This is a genomic window from Candidatus Scalindua japonica (assembly GCF_002443295.1).
In the GTDB taxonomy this organism is placed as follows: domain Bacteria; phylum Planctomycetota; class Brocadiia; order Brocadiales; family Scalinduaceae; genus Scalindua; species Scalindua japonica.
Genome location: NZ_BAOS01000028.1, coordinates 92,610 through 112,260, shown reverse-complemented (window position 1 = coordinate 112,260; position 19,651 = coordinate 92,610). Strand labels below are relative to the sequence as shown.

Genomic DNA, 19,651 nt, shown 5'->3' with positions numbered 1-19,651 from the left:
AGAACAACCTTGTTGCGCTGGTGAACGGATTCGATTGGGGTGGGCAGTCAGTCTTTGTCACACGGCTCATTTGGCCTGGCCGATTTGTCATTCAGGCAGAAACAAGTCATACAATTCTGATCTAGCCCGAGTTTACAAGTTATGACGAAAAACTACCAATACGGTTGTGTAACATTATTTATATCAACAGGTTACAAACAACCAGTCTGTATTACCCTACCAACACACGATAATGGAAAAGCACAAAAACGTAAATATGCGTAACTATCTAATGTTCAATATGTTACATGATATTTCCCTAATTCTACAAGCAAGGAAAGCTCTTGAAATAGGCCGTAACTTGTAAACTCGGGCTAGAATCGCTCAACTTAAGCCATATTATCCCACATGAATAGCAGTTAAAATGAAAAATGAAGGTTTGCCCTCCCACTGCTTTGAAAAAATCAGAAATTTTTTATGAAATCTGCTCCGCGTTCTATGGCTAGTTTGTTTACCTCAAAGAAGGGTTCTTTCCTTCCTTTTAAGACGTTTTTCAGGCATGAGAGGAATATTGGGATGGAAACGAGATTTTTTACCTCGTTATACGCCCCCAACATAACCATGTTTGATGCTACGACGTTTCCAATATCATTCGCGATCTTTGTCGCGGGAATTCTGAAGATGTCTATGTTCATTTCATTGTCTATTTTATCAATCATGGATGAGTTTAGAAAGAGCATGCTGTTCGGTTTGAGAAGGTCTTTGAACTTCAGGTAAGATGGAAAGTTCATCATAATAAGTGCGTCTGCTTCTTCGATAACAGGAGAAAAAATTTCTTCATCTGAAACAGTTAGATGGTAATAAGCCGTTCCTCCGCGTACTTCAGTACCATACGAGGGGAAAAAAGTCACATTTTTTCCTTCAAGCATAACGGCTTGCGCTATCAGCCTGCCAAGGAGCATCATCCCCTGTCCTCCCAGACCCGCTAAAATAACTTTTTCTGACATCTTAATTTTACCTTTCTAATTCCGACCTTCCCAATCTTTGAAAATACCCAGAGGAAAGGCTTTGATCATCTCCTCGTCTATAAATTTTATGGATTCAACCGAGCTCATACGCCAGTATACCGGACATGGGGAAAGGACTTCTATCAGAGAAAATCCCTTTTTCTGTATTTGAGTGTTAAAACCCTTTTCTATTAACTGTTTTGTTTGGATTATATTTTGAGGGGAGGTCACGGACGCCCTGGCAATAAATCTGCTACCGTCTATAACGGAAAGTAGCTCACATATACGTAAGGGCGCACCATCGCTCTGTTCGTTGCGTCCCTGAGGAGTTGTTAATGTTTTCTGGTTGATCAGTGTTGTTGGCGCCATCTGTCCGTTAGTCATACCATAGACCGCATTGTTTACAAAAATCACGGTGATATTTTCACCTCGGTTGGCAGTGTGTATAATTTCTGCAATTCCAATTGCTGCAAGGTCACCGTCACCCTGATAAGAGAAGATGATTTTGTCAGGGTGAACCCGTTTTATTCCAGTGGCTACTGCGGGTGGACGACCGTGGGCCGCTTCACACATATCTATATCCATATAATTGTAAGCCAATACCGCACATCCCACAGGAGCTATCCCGATTGTCTGTCCCTTAATATCCTTTTCGTCAATTATTTCCGCGATCAATCTATGAATGATACCGTGTCCACAACCAGGACAATAATGTGTTGGAGTGTCGATCAACGTTTCCGGTGTTTTATATACAGCTTCCATAATTTAATTTATTGTTTTCTTGTTGACAGATATTATTTCGGTAATCTTTTTGATGATATCTTTTGGAGAAGGAATACCTCCGCCTGTTCTTCCGTAAAAATGTACCGGACATCTGCCCAATACACTTAATCTTACATCTTCTACCATTTGGCCGGCACTCATTTCTACAGTAAGTATAGCACGTACTTTTCCAGCAATCTCTTGTATTATCTGAGAGGGGTATGGCCAGAGCGTAATGGGTCTTAATAACCCTACTTTTATATTTGGGGTCTTGTTTTTCATTAATACTTCTTTACATATCCTTGCGCATGTTCCGTAAGCAACTATGACAATATCCGCGTCTTCAGTATTAATTTCTTCATAGCGTACCTCTTTGCTCTTAATCAGGTTATACTTCTTTTGCAGTTTAGCGTTAAACTCCTCAAGTTCACCCTGTACCGGATAAAAAGACTTTATTATGTTTCTTTTTCTTCCGTTCGCTCCGGTCAGGGCCCACTCTTTTTTGTATGAATCAGGTCCGCATTTTTTGTTAAATATAACAGCTTCCATCATCTGGCCAAGTTGGGCATCTCCAAGGATCATTACAGGATTTCTATAACGATCAGCCAAATCAAATGCATCATAAACAAGGTCTGCTGTTTCCTGTACTGAACCAGGAGCAAGTACTATCGTGTAGTAATCCCCATGCCCGCCACCTTTAACTGCTTGAAAATAGTCAGCCTGGGAAGGTGAGATATCTCCCAGACCAGGGCCTCCGCGCTGTATATTTACAATGACGCTGGGAAGTTCGCTTCCGGCCAGATAAGAGATACCCTCTTGTTTGAGGCTGATACCGGGGCTTGATGAGGACGTCATTGCCCTTGCACCTGCAGCAGCACTTCCATGTACCATGTTTATCGCGGCAAGTTCACTTTCGACTTGAATAGCCGTTCCGCCTACTTGAGGCATTCTGATGGCCATATGCGTCAAAATCTCATTTTGCGGTGTAATCGGATATCCATAATAAAATCTGCAACCGGCCTGTATTGCCGCTTCCGCGCAAGCTTCATTACCGGTTAAGAGGTATTTTTTGTTCTCGTCAGTTAGCATCATAAGCGGGTTGCCCTCTCCAGTTCAATTTTTCTCTTAAGACATCGTAAAAAGTCCTTGTCTGTGTATCAATTAACTGCAGCTTATTTTCCGCTTTTTCAATAACTACTCTATCTCCAACTTTGACATCAAAGTATACTTGTCCATCTACGGTTAAGCCTATTCCTCTGGATTCAGAAATTTGTTCCATTTCAATCTTCGAACATCCGGAAACGATAAGAGGTCGGTTTGAAAGTGTGTGTGGGCAAATTGGAGTTATGGCAAATGCCTCCATCTCAGGCGTAACAATAGGGCCACCGGCGGAGAGTGAATGTGCGGTTGTTCCTGAAGGAGTTGACACGATCAGTCCATCGCAGCTGTAAGTAGTCACTATTTTTTCATTTACATAGAGCTTAATTGAAATCAATCTTGACAAAGAAGTTCTGGAGATTACGGCATCGTTTAAACCAACCGTTTCGTTAATAACGTGCCCGGCACGTACTAACCTGCAGGTTAATAACATTCTTTGTGATACAACAAATTCATCTGAACAAATTCTTTCCAGGGAATCGTTAATATCTTGTGAAGTGAGTTCAGCTAGAAACCCGAATTTTCCTAAATGCACACCAATTAAGGGGATTTGCTTGTCATTCAGCTTTCTGCTTGCTGACAGGATTGTGCCGTCTCCACCAAAAACAAAAGCGATATCGGCAGAAACGTTTTTCAATTCATGTTCATCAGAAATATCAATTACTGATAGATGCGATTTGTTACGAAACAAGGGTTCAAGCTTAGTAATTGTTTCTCTTATTTTTTTTCTACTTATATCGCCCAGGATTATGATTTTTTTCATATCAAATTAGAGGCTTTTTTATACTCTTCCTTCTTTTTGATACCGGCATGATCTGTAGTATTCCAGGCGGAAATAAAGTTATTGTAGATACCCTCCGCATCAAGATTAAGGGTTTTCAAAATAATATCACGAGAACCCTGTTCAACAAATCTGTCCGGGATACCCATTTTGAGTATATTTTCAGTATTAACACTTTTATCTACCAGTAATTCCAGAATTGCCGAACCAAAACCTCCAACTTTCGTGTGGTCTTCTACGGTAATAACTATTCGGTGGTCCTCTACGACTTTTATTATGAGGTCTTCATCTAGAGGTTTGGCAAAACGGGCATTCACGACGGTAACTTCAATCCCTTTTTCCATAAGCAAACGCGCGCATTCCATGGATGGATATACCATCGCACCATATGCAATTATTGCCCCATCCGGGCCTTCTCTCAGGATTTCACCTTTTCCGATTTCAATAGGTATACAATTACTATCAAGACTGCCTTCCGGTATATTTGCCCTTGGATATCGAATGGCAGCAGGGGTGTTGAGCTTTACTGCCGAATGCATCATTGCCTTAAATTCGGCGCCGTCTTTTGGAGCCATTAAAGTGATTTCCGGTAAATGTCTCAAGTAGGCTATATCAAAGACACCATTATGAGTAGGTCCGTCATTTCCCACGATTCCGGCCCTGTCTAACGCAAGTACAATACCATTTTCCTGTAAGCACACATCATGAAAAACCTGATCATACGCACGTTGCAGGAAAGTTGAGTATATTGCTGCCACTGGTTTAATTCCTGCTGATACTAACCCATTTGCCAGCCCAATGGCATGTTGTTCGCAAATCCCCACATCAATATATCTCTCCGGAAATTTTTTGCCAAATGCATCGAGGCCGGTCCCATCAGGCATTGCAGCAGTTATTGCCACTATGTCTTGATTAGACTCAGCGAGTTCAATAATAGTATCACCAAATACTTTTGTATAACTGATTTGTTTCGGGTCTTTTGGTTTTTCCTTCATTTTCCCGTTTTGCACCTGAAAATTTCCTGCACTGTGGTAGCGGGCAGGATTTTCTGAAGCAGGGTGAAAGCCTTTACCTTTTTCAGTAATTACGTGAAGTAATATGGGACCTTCTACATTTTTAATATTATGAAAGATATCGGTTAAAGTCTCAATATTGTGACCGTCAATTGGACCAAAGTAGTCAAACCCCAGATCCACGAAAATCTGTCCCGGAGTGATTTCACGTTTTAACGCTTCAACAATATGCTCGAATGAGTGTTCCATCCGCTTGCCAACGATGGGTAAAGAATGTAGCACATGGCGGACTTCTTTTTTGAAATCGGTGTAAAGAGGCGAAGTGCGAATCTTGTTTAAATGTTTTGATATCGCCCCTACTGTACCGGAGATTGCCATTTTATTATCATTAAGAATTACAATCAGGTTCCTTTTTAAATGACCGGCATGGTTGAGCGCTTCCAGCGACATTCCCGCACCAATCGCAGCATCTCCGACAATGGCAATAACCTTTCTATCTTCAATACCGTTTATTTTATCCGCACAGGCAATGCCAAGAGCCGCAGATATTGCATGTCCACTATGACCACAAATGAATGGATCATATTTACTTTCCTTTATATCAGGAAAACCGCTCAGCCCTTTATATTGTCTTAAGGTAGGAAATGCCTTTCTCCTCCCTGTTAAAAGCTTATGAACATATGTTTGATGCCCAACATCCCAGATTAACTTATCCTTGAGAAAGTCGAACGAACGGTGCAAAGCAATCGTAAGCTCAACTACTCCCAGATTTGATGCCAGATGACCGGGATTTGTGGAGACAACGTCAATTATTACATCTCGTATTTCCTGCGCTAAAACTGCTAACTCTTCATTATCCAGTTTTTGCAGGTCCTTTGGTGAGTCTATTTTTTCCAATATTTTTTGTGACAATTTTATCTTTCTTAAAACTTATATTAGAATCTTAACAGTTAATGTATATTGCTTACTTATGTACTATTCAGTAGTGGATGTGTCTGCATCAGTAGCATTTTTCATATTAAATTCTTCTGTACGAGTTTCTCCAATTGAATTTTTTAATAAGATATTAATCTTTTTTTCTGCTTTTTCTAAAACTTGATAGCACTGTTTGTATATTTTAATGCCACTTTCGTATTTTGCAAGTGTTTCATCTAAGGTCAACTCGTTTGTTTCAAGTTGTTCTACTATCTCTTCAAGCTCTTTTAATGATGTTTCAAAGTCCGGTTTCTTCATAAATCAGATCCTTTCAATTGAAAGGATTTCAGAGATAATACCTCCTCTGGATAGATTAGTTTTAATTTTGTCCCCTTCACTTAAACCTTTTATATTTCGAAGAGATTTATTGTCTTCCCGTCTGGTGGTAATGGTATAGCCTCTTTTCAAAACGTTCAAAGGACTCAAGCTTTCCAGTTTGCCCGCAATACCTGAGAGCTTTTCACGTTCAGTATTTAACGCGTGTGTTATATTTAAATTAAGCCTCTGCGCATATTCGTCCAGCCTCTGTTGCCACCTGTTCAGCCTGTCAAATGGTTGCCTCATCGCGTAGCTGTTCGCAATTCCAGCAAGTTTTTCCCTTGATAGTCTTAACTTGGCAGTTAGGGATTGTAAAAGTCTCGCTTTATATTTTTCTACTTTCTCAATCAGTAAATCTCTTCGGGGAACTACCAGTTCTCCCGCTTCGGAGGGGGTAAGGGCCCTCTTATCAGCGACCAAGTCCGCTATTGTTATATCAATTTCATGCCCAACTGCGGAGATAATGGGTATTCTGGAATTATATATGCTCCTGGCAATAATTTCTTCATTAAATGCCCACAGGTCTTCCAGGCTGCCGCCACCTCTTCCTGTTATAATTACGTCTATATCAGAGTAATTATTAAGTTCTTTAATCGCTTCAGCAATTTCCTGCGCAGCACCATCTCCCTGGACCTTTACCGGGTTAATGAGTATTTCAACATTGGCAAAACGACGATCAATGATATTTAGAATATCTTTGATTGCTGCTCCGGTAGGTGACGTTACTATTCCAATTTTCTTAGGTAAGAACGGGATAGTTTTTTTATGAGCATTGTCAAACAGCCCCTCTTTTTCCAGTTTCTCCTTCAGTTGTAGGAAAGCAAGTTGCAGTGCGCCTATCCCCTTCGGTTCTATTTTATTAATAATGAGCTGGTATTGCCCTCGTGGTTCATAAACGGTTACCGAACCAGAAGAGACTACTTCCATACCATCTTTCAGTTCAAATTTGATTTTGCTTGCAGCATTCCTGAATACGACCGCCTGCAATTGAGAATTTTTGTCTTTAAGTGTCAAATAAACATGCCCGGAACCCGGCTTTCTCACATTGGATATTTCACCCAAAACACTTATATTAGCAAATTTGTATTCCAGGGAGGTTTTGATTTTCCTGCTGATTTCTGAAACGGTAAAAAATTTCTTGCCTATTTCGTCAGGAAAGCGTTCCAATGATTCTTGATTTGTCTTAAAATCCAGAAAACTATCAAGCATATTTACATATTAAATTGTTTGTATATATAAAAACTTTCATTCTTACTTATGTAGCTATACAGTTTTATCATGCTCCAAATACTCAATTTGATAAATCAAACCGCTACAATAAAGACCTTTAACTACCATTGGGTAATTCAGAATTACCCAACGATAATAGAGGATTTAGTAATTGTCGTCTTCAGTCACTCTGATTCTTTTTATTCTTTCTGCTTTACCTGTTTCCCTGTTTACGGTTATAACCACTCCTTCAATATGGAGATCTTTTTCTGCTATGTCATATCGGGTTGGTACCTGGGTTACTATTGATTTTAATACACGATCAATATTTCTTCCTAATATCGATTCGTGCGGACCTGTCATGCCCAGATCTGTGATATATCCAGTCCCTTCAGGCAATACCCTTTCATCGGACGTCTGTACATGTGTGTGGGTCCCAACAACAGCGCTTACTCTGCCATCTAAATACCACCCCATCGCTATTTTCTCAGATGTTGCTTCGGCATGCAAGTCTACGATAATAATGTTTGTCTGTTTTGAGAGCTCTTCTACAGCAGCATCTGCCGCCCTGAAAGGACAGTCTATGGGTTTCATGAAAGTCCGTCCCAAAAGATTGATTATGCCAATAACACAATCTCCTTTTGATTTAATGGCAACATGGCCTCTGCCATAAGCCAATGGTGAGTAGTTTGCCGGTCTGAGTATCCTTTGATCAGATTTCAAAGAATCGTAAATCTCTTTTCTTTTCCAGACATGATCACCCATCGTTATTGCGTTAACACCGTAAGAGAACAGTTTCTTGGCAATATCAACGGTTATTCCGGAACCTCCTGCTGCATTTTCCGCATTTGCCATGCAGAAATCTATATTTTGTTCTTTGATGAAATTTTCAAGTTTCTTTTCTAGAACCTTTCTTCCCGGTTGTCCAACAATATCTCCTATCGCGAGGATATTAAATAGCATTTAGCAATTTTTTATATTTGAATTAAATAAATGGTGTACGAAACACGTTTTTATTGAGTCGTCACTCTTTCAGTTACACATGTTAAAGAATACTTCTCAAGTTATTCACAACCAAATTTCGATTTATTTTTCAGTTGCTTTTGAATGATTCAGGTTTATACTGAAGCAATTAGATAGGCAAAAGGGCCGCCTCTTCTCTTATTCGCACATTATAACCTCTTCCTATCATCCTTTCAATGAAATCTTGGATCTCAAGAAAAGAAAATATTACCTGTTTAAAAGTTCCTTATAAGGTTTTTTCGTGTAATTTATTGAAACAATTTTACATGCTATAGAAATAGATGGTATCAACAGAATATATACTTATACAAAGCTATTATAAGACACTCTCTTTATTATTCAATTCTATTAAAGTTACCGTTAAAGAAGGAAACGAGATAGAATTTTTCCATGTGGTTGAAAATGTAAGTTATTTGATAAGGCTTAAAGCTGATTCCGATCGCAAATTGATGTTTATAGGAAATGGTGCGAGTGCCGCAATTGCAAGCCATATGACAACCGATTACTGGAAAAATGGTGGCATTAGATCGATGACTTTCAACGAGGGGCCACTTCTTTCATGTATCAGCAATGATTTTGGTTATAAATATGTTTTTGAAAAACCAATTGAAATGTTTGCTGATAACGGTGATATACTAATTGCAATTAGTAGTTCCGGCAAATCAGAAAATATTTTAAAAAGTGTTTGCGCTGCAAGATCAAGAGAGTGTAACGTGATAACATTATCAGGATTTAAGAAAAACAACCCGTTAAACGTTTTGGGCTATTATAATTTTTATGTCCCTTCACAAGAATATGAACCTGTTGAAACAACCCACCTCTCTATCTGTCACTCTATACTGAATTGTATATTACGCAGCACTCCTTCATCAGACAAACAGGTGTAATTATGAAAACCATGACTTTAGAGAGTGACAGGAAAGTAAGTTTTTTTAATGATAAGTACCTTTGGACACTTCTGGCAATTTCACTTTCGGTAAGAATTTATCTGAGCTTTTTTACCTGTGTGATTAAAAATGACAGTGTCGCTTTTATGCAAATTGCAAAATATTTTGCAAACGGTGATTTCCTGAACGGACTAAGGCATGATTACCACCCACTCTATTCCCTCTTTATAGCTGCAGTACACAAGGTGATTCCAAATATGGAATCGTCCGGTACTATTGTATCTGTTTTTTTTGGCACATTAACGGTAATTATATTCTATTTTATAGGTAAAAGCGTTTTTGACCACAAGATATCATTCGTTTCTGCTATTATTTTAGCCTTCCATCCTTATGCTGTCAGGTTTTCCGCAGACATAATTTCAGAGTCTACTTATTTCTTTTTCTTCATATCTGCACTTGGTTCCGGTTATTTTGCGATATCAAAGAAAAAGCTTCATTTATTTGCACTATCAGGAATATGTTCTGCGTTTGCCTATCTTACTCGTCCTGAAGGAATAGGGATTATTATCATTGTTGCTGGCTGGTGTTGCATTAAAGACATCAATTGTGTCCGGTCAATATGGAAAGACAAACTTGCCTCAATCTCAATACTGGCCGTTTCATTTCTCGTCTTTTCATCACCCTATCTTATTTACATTAAAAATGAAACAGGTATGTGGCTACTTACCAAGAAAAGGAATTTGTCTCAAAAAAATATTGTAACAATTACGGAAAATCCAAACGGAGACGTATTGATCAACAAAAACACAGGCAATTCAACATCTGGTGTAGATACTAAAAAAAAACAAACTGCTGTCAACAAAATGAACACAAACAAGATATCAAAGGATGTTGAATATAAGAAGCCCGGTACTGAAAAAAAAACACTTGCAAATGTTAAACTCGTAAAAAAACCATCTAAAAGACTTTCTCTTAAAACCTATCTTGAAAGCTTATCATATGTATTAACAAAATACATAAGTACGTTTCATCCATTTTTATTTATTTTCTTTATAATCGGTGTAATTAATTGGTCCAGAATTAAGAAGGCACAATTCTTTGGGCTTTACCTGGCATCAGTAATTGCATTCTATTTGGTTGTATTGTACAGGTTAAATATCGTTAATATTGCAGTGTATAATAATATTTATCAGTATCCCAGCAGAAGACATTTAATGCCAATAGTTATTCCAGCTATCATTTGTGTGGGAATAGGAGTGTATGCTACTGGAATCTGGGTGCAAAAAAAATATCAGAGTAACAGTATGATAGCTGGCTTCAAAGAGTTACTTAAGAGCGTATGGATAATGCAGCTAATTGTATTGATGATTGTTATCAGTGTCTTACTGCCAAAAACATTAAAACCTCAACGCTTTGATAAATTAGGGATTAAAAATGCTGGTCAATGGGTAAAGGGGAATTCCCATAAACCATCTCCTCTGATTGTCAGTACTTCTGTAAGAAATGCTTATTATGCCGGAGGCGGGCACATTCAGATAGGAAATATTAATAACACACTTTCATTGGCAAAAGAGAAGAAAGTAGATTATATATTGCTTACGCAAAGAGAATACAATGCAATAGAAACAGAGTTGAAGCAATCTATAAAGAATAATAAAATTGAGTTAGCATACAAATATCCAGAGGAAAAACATTTAAACAGGCATAGTATATTTTTATACAAAGTGCTATATTGATAGTATCTTTGATAAAAACTACAATATATAGTATGTTGAGTAAAAAAGTTATTGACAAATAACTTTTTTATTGAATAATCGTTCACTTGATGAACGTTTTTTTAACAATCTTGTTCATTCTATGAACAGCCCATCGCTGTTCCTTTCAGCGAAGCCATATCTGATCCGCATCAACTAAGGTGATAATAATGAGAGAAGGTACAAGAGAGTTGGATATCCTGGAAAGGCTGGAAAATAACGCTCATCTAACGCAACGGGAGCTATCCAAAGAAGTTGGTATTGCCCTGGGACTGGTGAATCATCTCTTAAAAAAGATGGTCAAAAAAGGGTGGATAAAAATAAAAAATATTGATGCTAAGAAAATCAGATATTTAATTACTCCGGAAGGTGCCAGAGAGAAGTCGTCCTTATTATACAATAGAGTAGAAAGTACGATTCACTTCTATCTGGAAGCTAAAAAGGTAATTAGAGATAAAGTTATACACTTAAAAAATGAAGGTGTAAAAGATCTTTCAATATACGGAATAAACCATATTGCAGAAGTTCTGTTCATTGTGTTAAAAGAACTGGACTTGGAAATCGTTTTCGTAGTTGATGAAAAGAGAAAAGAAGAAGAGTGGTTTGGTTATAAGGTAATTGGTATGGACGAGTATATAAAATCCAATACGAGCGTATTAATCCTTGCTTCTTTTGATAAGAAAGAAATTGACAATTTTTACCAAGAACAAAAAAATATAAAGATTGTTGCACTTAGAGAATAAATAGTAGCCGACGCCAATGTAAGTTGCTGTACAGAGATATGTTATGTGTATTTTTATATGTAACTGAAGGGGCGTTGGTATGTACTGAAGGAAGGCTATTGGTTTTTTGCCAGCACGTCTCTTACTTATATCTTATTGTTGAAACCAGTAGAATACAAGAATATAAAAACAGAGATCTACTAAAATGAAAAAAAATATTGCAGTTGTAGGTGCTGGATATTGGGGCAAGAATCTGGTGAGAAATTTTTATGAACTAAATGCCCTTCGCACAATATGTGATGCTGATATAGATTTGGTCAATAGTTACGAATCACAGTTTCCCGGTATAAAATTTACTAATTCATTTGATGCTTTACTAAGCGATCCATCAATTGAGGCCATAGTCATTGCCACTCCAGCTGAATATCATTACCAAATGGCCAAAAAGGCTATACGTCATAAAAAACACGTCTTTGTAGAGAAACCTCTTGCTCTTCAACTTGAGCAGGGAGAGGAGTTGATTAGCCTTGCAAATCAACAAGGGCTTATCTTAATGGTAGGCCATATTCTCCATTATCACCCTGCTATTCAAAAACTGAAGGAACTTATTGATAGGGGTGAACTGGGGAAAATCCAATATATCTATTCTAACAGATTGAACATGGGTAAAATCCGTTCTGAAGAAAATATACTCTGGAGTTTTGCTCCCCACGACATATCGGTAATCCTTCTTCTTCTTCAAAATGAGCTTCCGGAAACCGTATATTCTACAGGCGGCAACTACTTACAAAAGCAAATCTCTGATGTAACTATGACCACAATGGATTTCAGAAGTGGAGTAAAAGCGCATATATTTGTAAGCTGGCTGCACCCTTTTAAAGAGCAAAAGCTGGTGGTTGTAGGTGATAAGAAAATGGCGGTCTTTGATGATGTAAGCACAGAAAAATTGTCTCTATTTCCCCATAGAATTGACTGGGTAGACCGTTTGCCAGTGGCATGCAAAGCAGAGGCAGAAGTTGTGTCTATCGGAAGCGATGAGCCTCTAAAAACCGAGTGTAAACATTTTCTTAAGTGCATTGAAGAAAACCAGATCCCTAAAACAGATGGAAATGAAGGCCTGAGAGTTCTTCGGGTTCTTCAGATATCTCAAAAATCTTTAAGTAAGAATGGTGAAAAAATTATTCTGGATAAAGATGGTAAATTACGAAAACCGGCAACAGAAAAACATTTCATACATGAGTCGTCTTATGTTGACAACGGGTGTGATATAGGTGCGAACACACAGATTTGGCACTTCTCTCATATTTTAAGAGATTCTAAGATAGGAGAGAAGTGTACAATTGGACAAAATGTATTAATCGGCCCCGAAGTAACCATCGGTGATAAGTGTAAAGTACAGAATAATGTTTCAATATATAAAGGGGTGACACTGGAAGATGGGGTTTTTTGTGGCCCATCCTGTGTGTTTACAAATGTATATAACCCAAGAGCCTTTGTAGAAAGAAAACATGAATTCATGGAAACACTTGTTAAGAGAGGGGCCACTATTGGAGCCAATGCGACAATTGTATGTGGAGTAACAATAGGCAAATACTCTCTTATAGGTGCAGGTTCTGTGGTAAAATGCGATGTGGCAGATTATGCTGTAGTTGCAGGTGTTCCCGCAAAACAAATTGGGTGGGTGTGTAAATGCGGAACAACCCTGAAGTTTAATGATGAACGCACAGTTTGTGGGTATTGTGGAGATAAATATTCATTAAAAGGGAACAAGTTGGAGGTCAATTAAATGAAAATTAAAGCTATCGTTGAAGGAAGCACTTTGAAACTAAATACACCGATAAAATTTAAAACCAATGAGTTTGAGATAAATATTGCAGACGAATATTTACAGAGAGAAGAGAAAATGGCGGGAATTGAATTTCTTGATTCTATCTGGGAAACAATAGGAGATTTTCCAGAGGGAAATATGAATTGGAAAGAGGAATGGCAAAAGTACTTGGAGGATAAGCATGGATAGCTTTTTGATAGATGTAAATATCCTGCTGGATGCAATTTTTAAGCGAGACATTAAAAGTATAGTTGTTATAGAAAAACTTATTGATCTTGGCAAAGAGCTTTATATTACTGCGTCAATGATACCAACACTCGATTATTTTCTCAAAAAACATAAAACCAATAAGGATAAATTTAAAGAGATTTTTCTTGGTAGTTTTAAAGTTATTACATCAACAGGAAAAGAAGGGGGGGATGCAATAGGATTTACGGATGGGGAAGATGCCCTTATAGCCCTTTCTTTCAAAAGAATTTGTCCCCGTGGAGTAATAGTAACCAAGGATAGTAGCTTTGAATCGTTTGGACTTTCTGTTTATACACCTGACAAATTACTACCATTTCTAGAAGATCGTACTTCCAAAAAGAATTTACAAATCCCCATGCTCGACCTTCAGGCAGAATATCGTTACATGCTTGAAGATATTGACCATGCAATATTGAACACCGTTGCCGAAACAAAATATATCCTTGGCCCGCAGGTAAAAGAACTCGAACAAAAAGTTGCTGCATACATTGGAGTAAAACATTGCATTGGTGTTTCCTCCGGCACAGACGCTTTGGTGCTATCATTAAGGGCGCTTGCCATAAAACTAAAAGGAGAGGAATATTTCGACAGATCGGACAGAATTATCACAACACCTTTCACCTTTACTGCTACTGGCGATGCCATTTTGCGTTCTGGCGCGACTCCCGTCTTTGTCGACATTTCTCCCACAACTTATAATCTTGACGAAAAAAAGGTCAGGAAACTTTTTAAATCGAAAAGCCAGGATCAGAAATCTAAAATAGTCGGTATTCTACCAGTCCACCTTTACGGACAATCTTGTGAAATGGATGAGATTATGAACATCGCCAAAGAACATAATCTGTTTGTTGTTGAAGATGTGGCGCAGGCTTTTGGCGGGACGTGGAATGGCAAAAAGCTTGGCTCAATAGGTGACGCAGGGACATTCAGTTTTTTCCCTTCCAAGAACCTTGGTGGATTTGGAGACGGTGGAATGATTTCAACCAATGACGATCAAACATCAGGTCTCATTCGAATGCTGCTTAAGCATGGCGGGAAGGATAAATATAATGTCGACCATATTGGATACAACGCGAGGCTAGACACCCTTCATGCTGCGATCCTTCTGGCAAAATTTAAAAATATTGACGAATTCAACGAACGAAGGCAGAAAATTGCGGAGATATACAATCAAGAACTTTCAGGTATTGAAGAAATAACTATTCCCGTAAATAATGTACGACATCTAAACGACTCGACATCAACTATTCCAAACGGTCATGTTTACCATCAATATACTATTAATGTTAAAAATGGGAAGAGGGATGAACTCCAAAAATATCTGAAAGAAGAGGGTATTTGTACAATGATCTATTATCCTGTTCCACTTCACAAAATGAAGGTATTTGGGAATAGAAGTAGAGAAATAGGGGAATTAGGAGTATCCGATCAAGTGGTGAATGATGTAATGAGTTTGCCAATTGAACCGTTACAAGAAGAAAAAGATACGATGTTTATAACCGCTAAAATTAAGGATTTCTTTACTAAGCAAGGACGATGAAAAGTCCCAAAATATTAGATTACCCACATAGAATAGTTATAGAGCTGACTCCACAATGCAATTTATCCTGCTCCATGTGTCCACGGAATTATATTGAGACTACTGACGGTTATATGAGCAAGAGTTTGTGGAAACGTCTAATTGACGATATTGCGAAGGCTGAGCCGGACACGATAATTTTGCCATTTTGGCGAGGGGAGTCACTACTTCACCCGGATTTTATAGAGCTAATACAGTATGCATTAAATAAATCATTGAGAATACATATTTCTACTAATGGCAACCTCGTTACCGGGGAATTTGCCGAAACATTAGCCTGCTGTGAATTTGTGACATTTAGCATACACACCCGGATAGGATATAAAAACGCAAAAAATTTTCTTTTATTAAAAGAGAATGATAAGCCGATTGTACAAGTCTCCTTTGTTAAAGGTGAGGATTCCGAAACAATGCTTCAAACGGTAATAAACAGCTCAGACTTAGATGGATTTGACAGTGTAAGACTCTATGAGGAACATACAAAAGATGGAATATTTGGGAAATCCGGAAGTTCATATGAAATTCCACGTACTTTTTGTCCAAAGCTGAATGATACCTTAGTAATTGCCTACGATGGATCCATATCCCGTTGTAATCATATTTGGGAAACAGAGAAAAAAATGAATTTCCATGATATGAGTATTAAGGATATTTGGAACTCAGAACGTATTCGAGAAATTCGTGAAAACTATCCCGACGAAGACTGCGGACCATGTGATCAATGGACCGGTCATACGTGCGGTGAATCCTGGTGTCTGGTAGATGGTGAAATAGAGCATAAAATATACGGAGAAATAAATAGGGTAGATGCAGAATGATTGAGTACAGAAAAATACCTATTACAAAACCTGTTTTTGATGAATCGGAAAAAGAGGCTATAGTAAAACCATTTGAGACGGGTTGGATAGTTCAGGGGCCATTTGTTGCAGAGTTTGAGAAGTCATTTGCCGAATTTACGGGCGCTGGATTTGCGAAGGCTGTGTCAAACTGTACAACCGCTTTACATTTAGCCTTGGATGTATCAGGAATAAAAGCTGGCGATAAAGTTATTGTTCCCTCCTTTACCTACGTTGCTTCAGCTAATGCTGTAGAATATACAGGGGCCAAGGTTGTTCTGTGTGATATAGACATTAAGACATTTAATATTGACGTTAACAAGGCAAAAGAACTTTTAGAAAATGATGTGAATAGAGAAATAAATGCAATTATGCCGGTTCATCTTTTTGGTCTATGCGCGGATATGTCAAAAATTATGGAATTGGCTAAAACGTATAGACTGAAAGTAATAGAGGACTCTGCATGTGGTTTGGGTGCGTGGATAGGAAATCAACACTCCGGAACTTTCGGCAATGCAGGATGTTTTTCGTTTCATCCAAGAAAGAGTATTACCACAGGTGAAGGTGGAATGATTATAACAGATAACGAAGAGAACTCCTATAAAGTTACTTCATTGAGAGACCATGGCGCCAGCAAAACAGATTTACAGAGAGATAAGGAAAAAGGGGGTTCATTGCTCCCTGAATTTAATACAAAAGGATACAATTACAGAATGACAGACTTCCAGGGGGCTCTTGGTGTCAGTCAGATGAAAAAGGCTAATTACATCTTGAATAAGCGGAGAGAAATAGCAAAAAGGTATGACGAATCGTTGAAAGATGTTGAATGTTTAATCACACCCTATGTTCCCGAAGGATTTGTACACGGGTATCAGTCATACGTTTGTACATTCACGAATGACGAAGATATATCCAGTCTTAGTATAGAAAAAATTGATAGATTAAACATAAAAAGAAATACACTTATGGAAAGATTGGAAGAAAGAGGTATTTCTACAAGACAGGGCACACATGCAGTGCATACCCTGGGATATTATAAAAAGAATTATAATTTCAGTGATGAAGATTATATATATTCATATGCGGCAGATAGATTGAGTATTACCTTACCACTTTATGCGGAGATGACAGACGAAGAGTTTGAATATGTAGTCAATGAGATTAAAGTATAAAGTTTAAAACATTAATCCGCAGATTACGCAGATGTTGTAGATTTCAAAGAAAGATCCTAGAACATATGAAATTATTGGCCCCGCCATGGAAGTGCATAAAGAATTAGGCTATGGTTTCTTAGAGGGTGTATATCAAGAATCGTTAGGGATTGAGTTTAAGAACAAGGGAATCCCTTTCAAATCGCAACCGGTTATTGATAGATTTTATAAAAGCAAACTTTTGGAAAAGAAATATCAGCCTGATTTCATTTGCTTTGATAAAGTAATCGTTGAGATTAAAGCATTAAGGTAGCTAGCGGGTATAGAAGAAGCTCAAATTATAAACTTTCTTAAAGCGACAACTCTAAAAGTAGGTCTGATAATTAACTTTGCCACAAAAACCTTAGAATATAGAAGATTTGTTAATAGTTACTAATCTGCGTAAATCCGTGAAATCTGCGGATTGAAATTATGTGTGGAATAGCTGGAATTTTTAATCTAAATGGTGCACCGGTCTCACCCGTTTTACTTCGCAATATGACGGATGCAATAGCACATAGAGGCCCGGATGGGGAGGGATTTTATACAGATAGTTTTATTGGGTTCGGGCACCGACGTCTTGCAATTATAGATCTTTCACCTGCCGGGCATCAGCCAATGATTACTGTGGATGGGAATTATGCCATAACTTATAATGGCGAGGTGTATAATTTCCAGGAAATCAGATTGGAGTTGGAAAGCCGCGGCCACAGATTCAGATCAAAAACTGATTCTGAAGTTGTGCTACATGCATATGTGCAGTGGGGAGAGGAATGCCTGAACCGTTTCAATGGCATGTTTGCTTTTGCCATATGGAATAAATCTCGACAAGAATTGTTTCTTGCCAGAGATCGTTATGGGATAAAACCGCTGTATTATACATTTGTTGGAACAATCTTCCTTTTCGCTTCAGAACAGAAAGCAATTTTGACTCATCCAAGGGTAAACAGGGAGGTAAATATGGAAGCTCTGATTGAATATTTTACCTTTCAAAATATCTTTACTGATAAAACTCTTCTTAAGGGTATCCGTATGCTTCCTGCCGGTCATTGGACAAAGTTGCGGCTAGGATCAATTACCAATAAACTTGAAACGGTCCGTTATTGGGATTTCAAGTTTATTGAGCCTGAGCAACCTGCCAGGGAGGAGGAATACCTTGAAGAGCTTGATCGCCTTTTCTGTCAAGCGGTCAACAGACAACTTGTAAGTGATGTCGATGTTGGTTCTTACCTTAGTGGTGGAATGGATTCTGGCTCTATTACTGCTATTTCAGCAACCCAGCTACCATACATTAAGACATTTACCTGTGGCTTTGATCTTAATTCTGCTTCAGGGTTAGAATTAGTATTTGATGAACGCGAGAAAGCTGAATACATGTCTTATCTTTTCAAGACTGAACACTATGAAATGGTCCTGAAAGCAGGGGACATGGAGAGAGTGCTTCCCAAACTTGCCTGGCACCTCGAAGAACCACGAGTAGGCCAGAGTTACCCAAATTACTATGTTGCTCAATTAGCTTCAAAGTTTGTCAAGGTTGTGCTTTCCGGTGCTGGGGGGGATGAACTATTTGGCGGATATCCCTGGCGTTATTACAGGGCTGTGGTAAATGATGACTTTGAACATTATATTGACAAGTATTATAAATTCTGGCAGAGACTTATTCCAAACAAAGTTATACATAAAGTATTTAGTCCTATATGGAACGATGTCAAACATGTATGGACTCATGACATTTTCAGGGATGTATTTCATGATCATGCTGACCGATTGAGTAAACCGGAAAACTATATAAATCATTCATTGTACTTTGAGGCCAAAACATTCCTCCATGGATTGCTGGTGGTGGAAGATAAGCTTAGTATGGCTCACGGTCTTGAAACGAGGGTCCCTTTTCTTGACAATGATTTAGTTGATTTTGCAATGAAAGTGCCTGTTCGATTTAAACTTGGTAATCTGGGAGAAGTTGTAAAATTGAATGAAAACGAACCTGGCCCAAAAACCTCAAAGTATTTTCAAAAAACAAGTGATGGCAAGTTGCTCTTGAGAAAAGTAATGGAACGATACATTCCCGCAAAGGTTGCGAATAGAGAAAAACTAGGGTTTTCTGCGCCAGATGCATCATGGTTTAGAGGTGAAAGTATAAATTATGTTCGCCAAATAATTTACAACAGTGATGCCATGATTTATAAGTTTATGGACAAAACTGCAGTCCAACAATTAGTAGATGTACATATTGAAGGTAAACAGAATAGGAGGCTTTTCATATGGTCTCTGTTAAATTTAGAAGAATGGTGCAAACAATTTTTGTCAAGTAAAGGTGGGGGAATTTAATAACAAAATAGTAAATTCCGGCATAGGATGTTTAATAGGTTGGTCTGTGG

The 19,651-nt window shown here is 38.1% G+C and carries 17 protein-coding genes and 1 pseudogene; 10 read left to right on the top strand and 8 right to left on the bottom strand.

Features of this window, described 5'->3' with window-relative positions; genetic code table 11:
- Positions 1-443 precede the first annotated feature (443 nt).
- The 8 genes from SCALIN_RS15010 to SCALIN_RS14975 all read right to left on the bottom strand — a co-directional run bounded on the left by SCALIN_RS15010 (position 444) and on the right by SCALIN_RS14975 (position 8,165).
- Positions 444-986: a 2-oxoacid:acceptor oxidoreductase family protein gene (locus SCALIN_RS15010; RefSeq protein ID WP_096895271.1), complete on the bottom strand. Its 543-nt coding sequence runs from the start codon at positions 984-986 to the stop codon at positions 444-446.
- A 15-nt stretch (positions 987-1,001) separates the two neighbouring features.
- Complete coding sequence (locus SCALIN_RS15005) at positions 1,002-1,748, bottom strand: thiamine pyrophosphate-dependent enzyme (RefSeq protein ID WP_096895270.1); 747 nt, start codon at positions 1,746-1,748, stop codon at positions 1,002-1,004.
- Positions 1,749-1,751: 3 nt separating this feature from the next.
- Complete coding sequence (locus tag SCALIN_RS15000) at positions 1,752-2,840, bottom strand: 3-methyl-2-oxobutanoate dehydrogenase subunit VorB (RefSeq protein WP_230406633.1); 1,089 nt, start codon at positions 2,838-2,840, stop codon at positions 1,752-1,754.
- Positions 2,827-3,669 (bottom strand): NAD(+)/NADH kinase, encoded by an 843-nt coding sequence (locus tag SCALIN_RS14995; protein ID WP_096895269.1) that lies wholly within the window; start codon positions 3,667-3,669, stop codon positions 2,827-2,829. The genes SCALIN_RS15000 and SCALIN_RS14995 overlap by 14 nt, the downstream gene beginning before the upstream one ends.
- A complete protein-coding gene (dxs, locus tag SCALIN_RS14990; RefSeq protein WP_096895268.1) occupies positions 3,666-5,612 on the bottom strand; it encodes a 1-deoxy-D-xylulose-5-phosphate synthase in 1,947 nt (648 codons plus the stop codon). Before dxs ends, SCALIN_RS14995 begins: the two co-directional genes overlap by 4 nt.
- A 63-nt stretch (positions 5,613-5,675) precedes the next feature.
- On the bottom strand, positions 5,676-5,933 hold the full coding sequence (locus tag SCALIN_RS14985) for an exodeoxyribonuclease VII small subunit (protein ID WP_096895267.1): 258 nt from the start codon (positions 5,931-5,933) through the stop codon (positions 5,676-5,678).
- A gap of 3 nt (positions 5,934-5,936) precedes the next feature.
- The gene (gene xseA, locus SCALIN_RS14980; protein ID WP_420885440.1) at positions 5,937-7,160 is read right to left on the bottom strand and encodes an exodeoxyribonuclease VII large subunit; all 1,224 of its coding nucleotides are present in this window, start codon (positions 7,158-7,160) and stop codon (positions 5,937-5,939) included.
- Positions 7,161-7,367: 207 nt separating this feature from the next.
- Positions 7,368-8,165, bottom strand: coding sequence for a TIGR00282 family metallophosphoesterase (locus tag SCALIN_RS14975; RefSeq protein ID WP_096895265.1), 798 nt, complete (start codon positions 8,163-8,165; stop codon positions 7,368-7,370).
- Positions 8,166-8,506: 341 nt separating this feature from the next.
- Here SCALIN_RS14975 and SCALIN_RS14970 point away from each other — a divergent pair, with 341 nt between their 5' ends.
- From SCALIN_RS14970 to asnB, 10 genes and pseudogenes are all read left to right on the top strand, one after another.
- Positions 8,507-9,112: an SIS domain-containing protein gene (locus SCALIN_RS14970; protein ID WP_096895264.1), complete on the top strand. Its 606-nt coding sequence runs from the start codon at positions 8,507-8,509 to the stop codon at positions 9,110-9,112.
- Between the two features lie 2 nt (positions 9,113-9,114).
- A complete protein-coding gene (locus tag SCALIN_RS14965; protein WP_096895263.1) occupies positions 9,115-10,848 on the top strand; it encodes an ArnT family glycosyltransferase in 1,734 nt (577 codons plus the stop codon).
- 188 nt (positions 10,849-11,036) lie between these two features.
- The gene (locus SCALIN_RS14960; RefSeq protein ID WP_096895262.1) at positions 11,037-11,609 is read left to right on the top strand and encodes a winged helix-turn-helix transcriptional regulator; all 573 of its coding nucleotides are present in this window, start codon (positions 11,037-11,039) and stop codon (positions 11,607-11,609) included.
- A 184-nt stretch (positions 11,610-11,793) separates the two neighbouring features.
- Positions 11,794-13,374, top strand: a complete 1,581-nt coding sequence (locus SCALIN_RS23635; protein WP_096895261.1) for a Gfo/Idh/MocA family oxidoreductase — start codon at positions 11,794-11,796, stop codon at positions 13,372-13,374.
- The gene (locus SCALIN_RS14950; protein ID WP_096895260.1) at positions 13,375-13,605 is read left to right on the top strand and encodes a hypothetical protein; all 231 of its coding nucleotides are present in this window, start codon (positions 13,375-13,377) and stop codon (positions 13,603-13,605) included. It begins immediately after the preceding gene.
- Entirely contained in the window at positions 13,598-15,205 is a 1,608-nt protein-coding gene (locus SCALIN_RS14945; RefSeq protein WP_203415520.1) for a DegT/DnrJ/EryC1/StrS aminotransferase family protein, read from the top strand. Before SCALIN_RS14950 ends, SCALIN_RS14945 begins: the two co-directional genes overlap by 8 nt.
- A complete protein-coding gene (locus tag SCALIN_RS14940) occupies positions 15,202-16,062 on the top strand; it encodes a radical SAM/SPASM domain-containing protein (protein WP_096895259.1) in 861 nt (286 codons plus the stop codon). The genes SCALIN_RS14945 and SCALIN_RS14940 overlap by 4 nt, the downstream gene beginning before the upstream one ends.
- On the top strand, positions 16,059-17,252 hold the full coding sequence (locus tag SCALIN_RS14935; protein WP_096895258.1) for a DegT/DnrJ/EryC1/StrS family aminotransferase: 1,194 nt from the start codon (positions 16,059-16,061) through the stop codon (positions 17,250-17,252). The genes SCALIN_RS14940 and SCALIN_RS14935 overlap by 4 nt, the downstream gene beginning before the upstream one ends.
- Positions 17,253-17,337: 85 nt before the next feature.
- Positions 17,338-17,667 (top strand): annotated as a pseudogene (locus tag SCALIN_RS23145) (GxxExxY protein).
- A gap of 35 nt (positions 17,668-17,702) precedes the next feature.
- Positions 17,703-19,601, top strand: a complete 1,899-nt coding sequence (gene asnB / locus SCALIN_RS14925) for an asparagine synthase (glutamine-hydrolyzing) (RefSeq protein ID WP_096895257.1) — start codon at positions 17,703-17,705, stop codon at positions 19,599-19,601.
- Positions 19,602-19,651 lie beyond the last annotated feature (50 nt).

Coding starts and splice junctions, on each gene's coding strand:
- SCALIN_RS15010 (WP_096895271.1), bottom strand. CDS start 986: ATGTCAGAAAAAGTTATTTTAGCGGGTCTGGGAGGACAGGGGATGATG.
- SCALIN_RS15005 (WP_096895270.1), bottom strand. CDS start 1,748: ATGGAAGCTGTATATAAAACACCGGAAACGTTGATCGACACTCCAACA.
- SCALIN_RS15000 (WP_230406633.1), bottom strand. CDS start 2,840: ATGATGCTAACTGACGAGAACAAAAAATACCTCTTAACCGGTAATGAA.
- SCALIN_RS14995 (WP_096895269.1), bottom strand. CDS start 3,669: ATGAAAAAAATCATAATCCTGGGCGATATAAGTAGAAAAAAAATAAGA.
- SCALIN_RS14985 (WP_096895267.1), bottom strand. CDS start 5,933: ATGAAGAAACCGGACTTTGAAACATCATTAAAAGAGCTTGAAGAGATA.
- SCALIN_RS14975 (WP_096895265.1), bottom strand. CDS start 8,165: ATGCTATTTAATATCCTCGCGATAGGAGATATTGTTGGACAACCGGGA.
- SCALIN_RS14970 (WP_096895264.1), top strand. CDS start 8,507: ATGGTATCAACAGAATATATACTTATACAAAGCTATTATAAGACACTC.
- SCALIN_RS14965 (WP_096895263.1), top strand. CDS start 9,115: ATGAAAACCATGACTTTAGAGAGTGACAGGAAAGTAAGTTTTTTTAAT.
- SCALIN_RS14960 (WP_096895262.1), top strand. CDS start 11,037: ATGAGAGAAGGTACAAGAGAGTTGGATATCCTGGAAAGGCTGGAAAAT.
- SCALIN_RS23635 (WP_096895261.1), top strand. CDS start 11,794: ATGAAAAAAAATATTGCAGTTGTAGGTGCTGGATATTGGGGCAAGAAT.
- SCALIN_RS14950 (WP_096895260.1), top strand. CDS start 13,375: ATGAAAATTAAAGCTATCGTTGAAGGAAGCACTTTGAAACTAAATACA.
- SCALIN_RS14945 (WP_203415520.1), top strand. CDS start 13,598: ATGGATAGCTTTTTGATAGATGTAAATATCCTGCTGGATGCAATTTTT.
- SCALIN_RS14940 (WP_096895259.1), top strand. CDS start 15,202: ATGAAAAGTCCCAAAATATTAGATTACCCACATAGAATAGTTATAGAG.
- SCALIN_RS14935 (WP_096895258.1), top strand. CDS start 16,059: ATGATTGAGTACAGAAAAATACCTATTACAAAACCTGTTTTTGATGAA.
- asnB (WP_096895257.1), top strand. CDS start 17,703: ATGTGTGGAATAGCTGGAATTTTTAATCTAAATGGTGCACCGGTCTCA.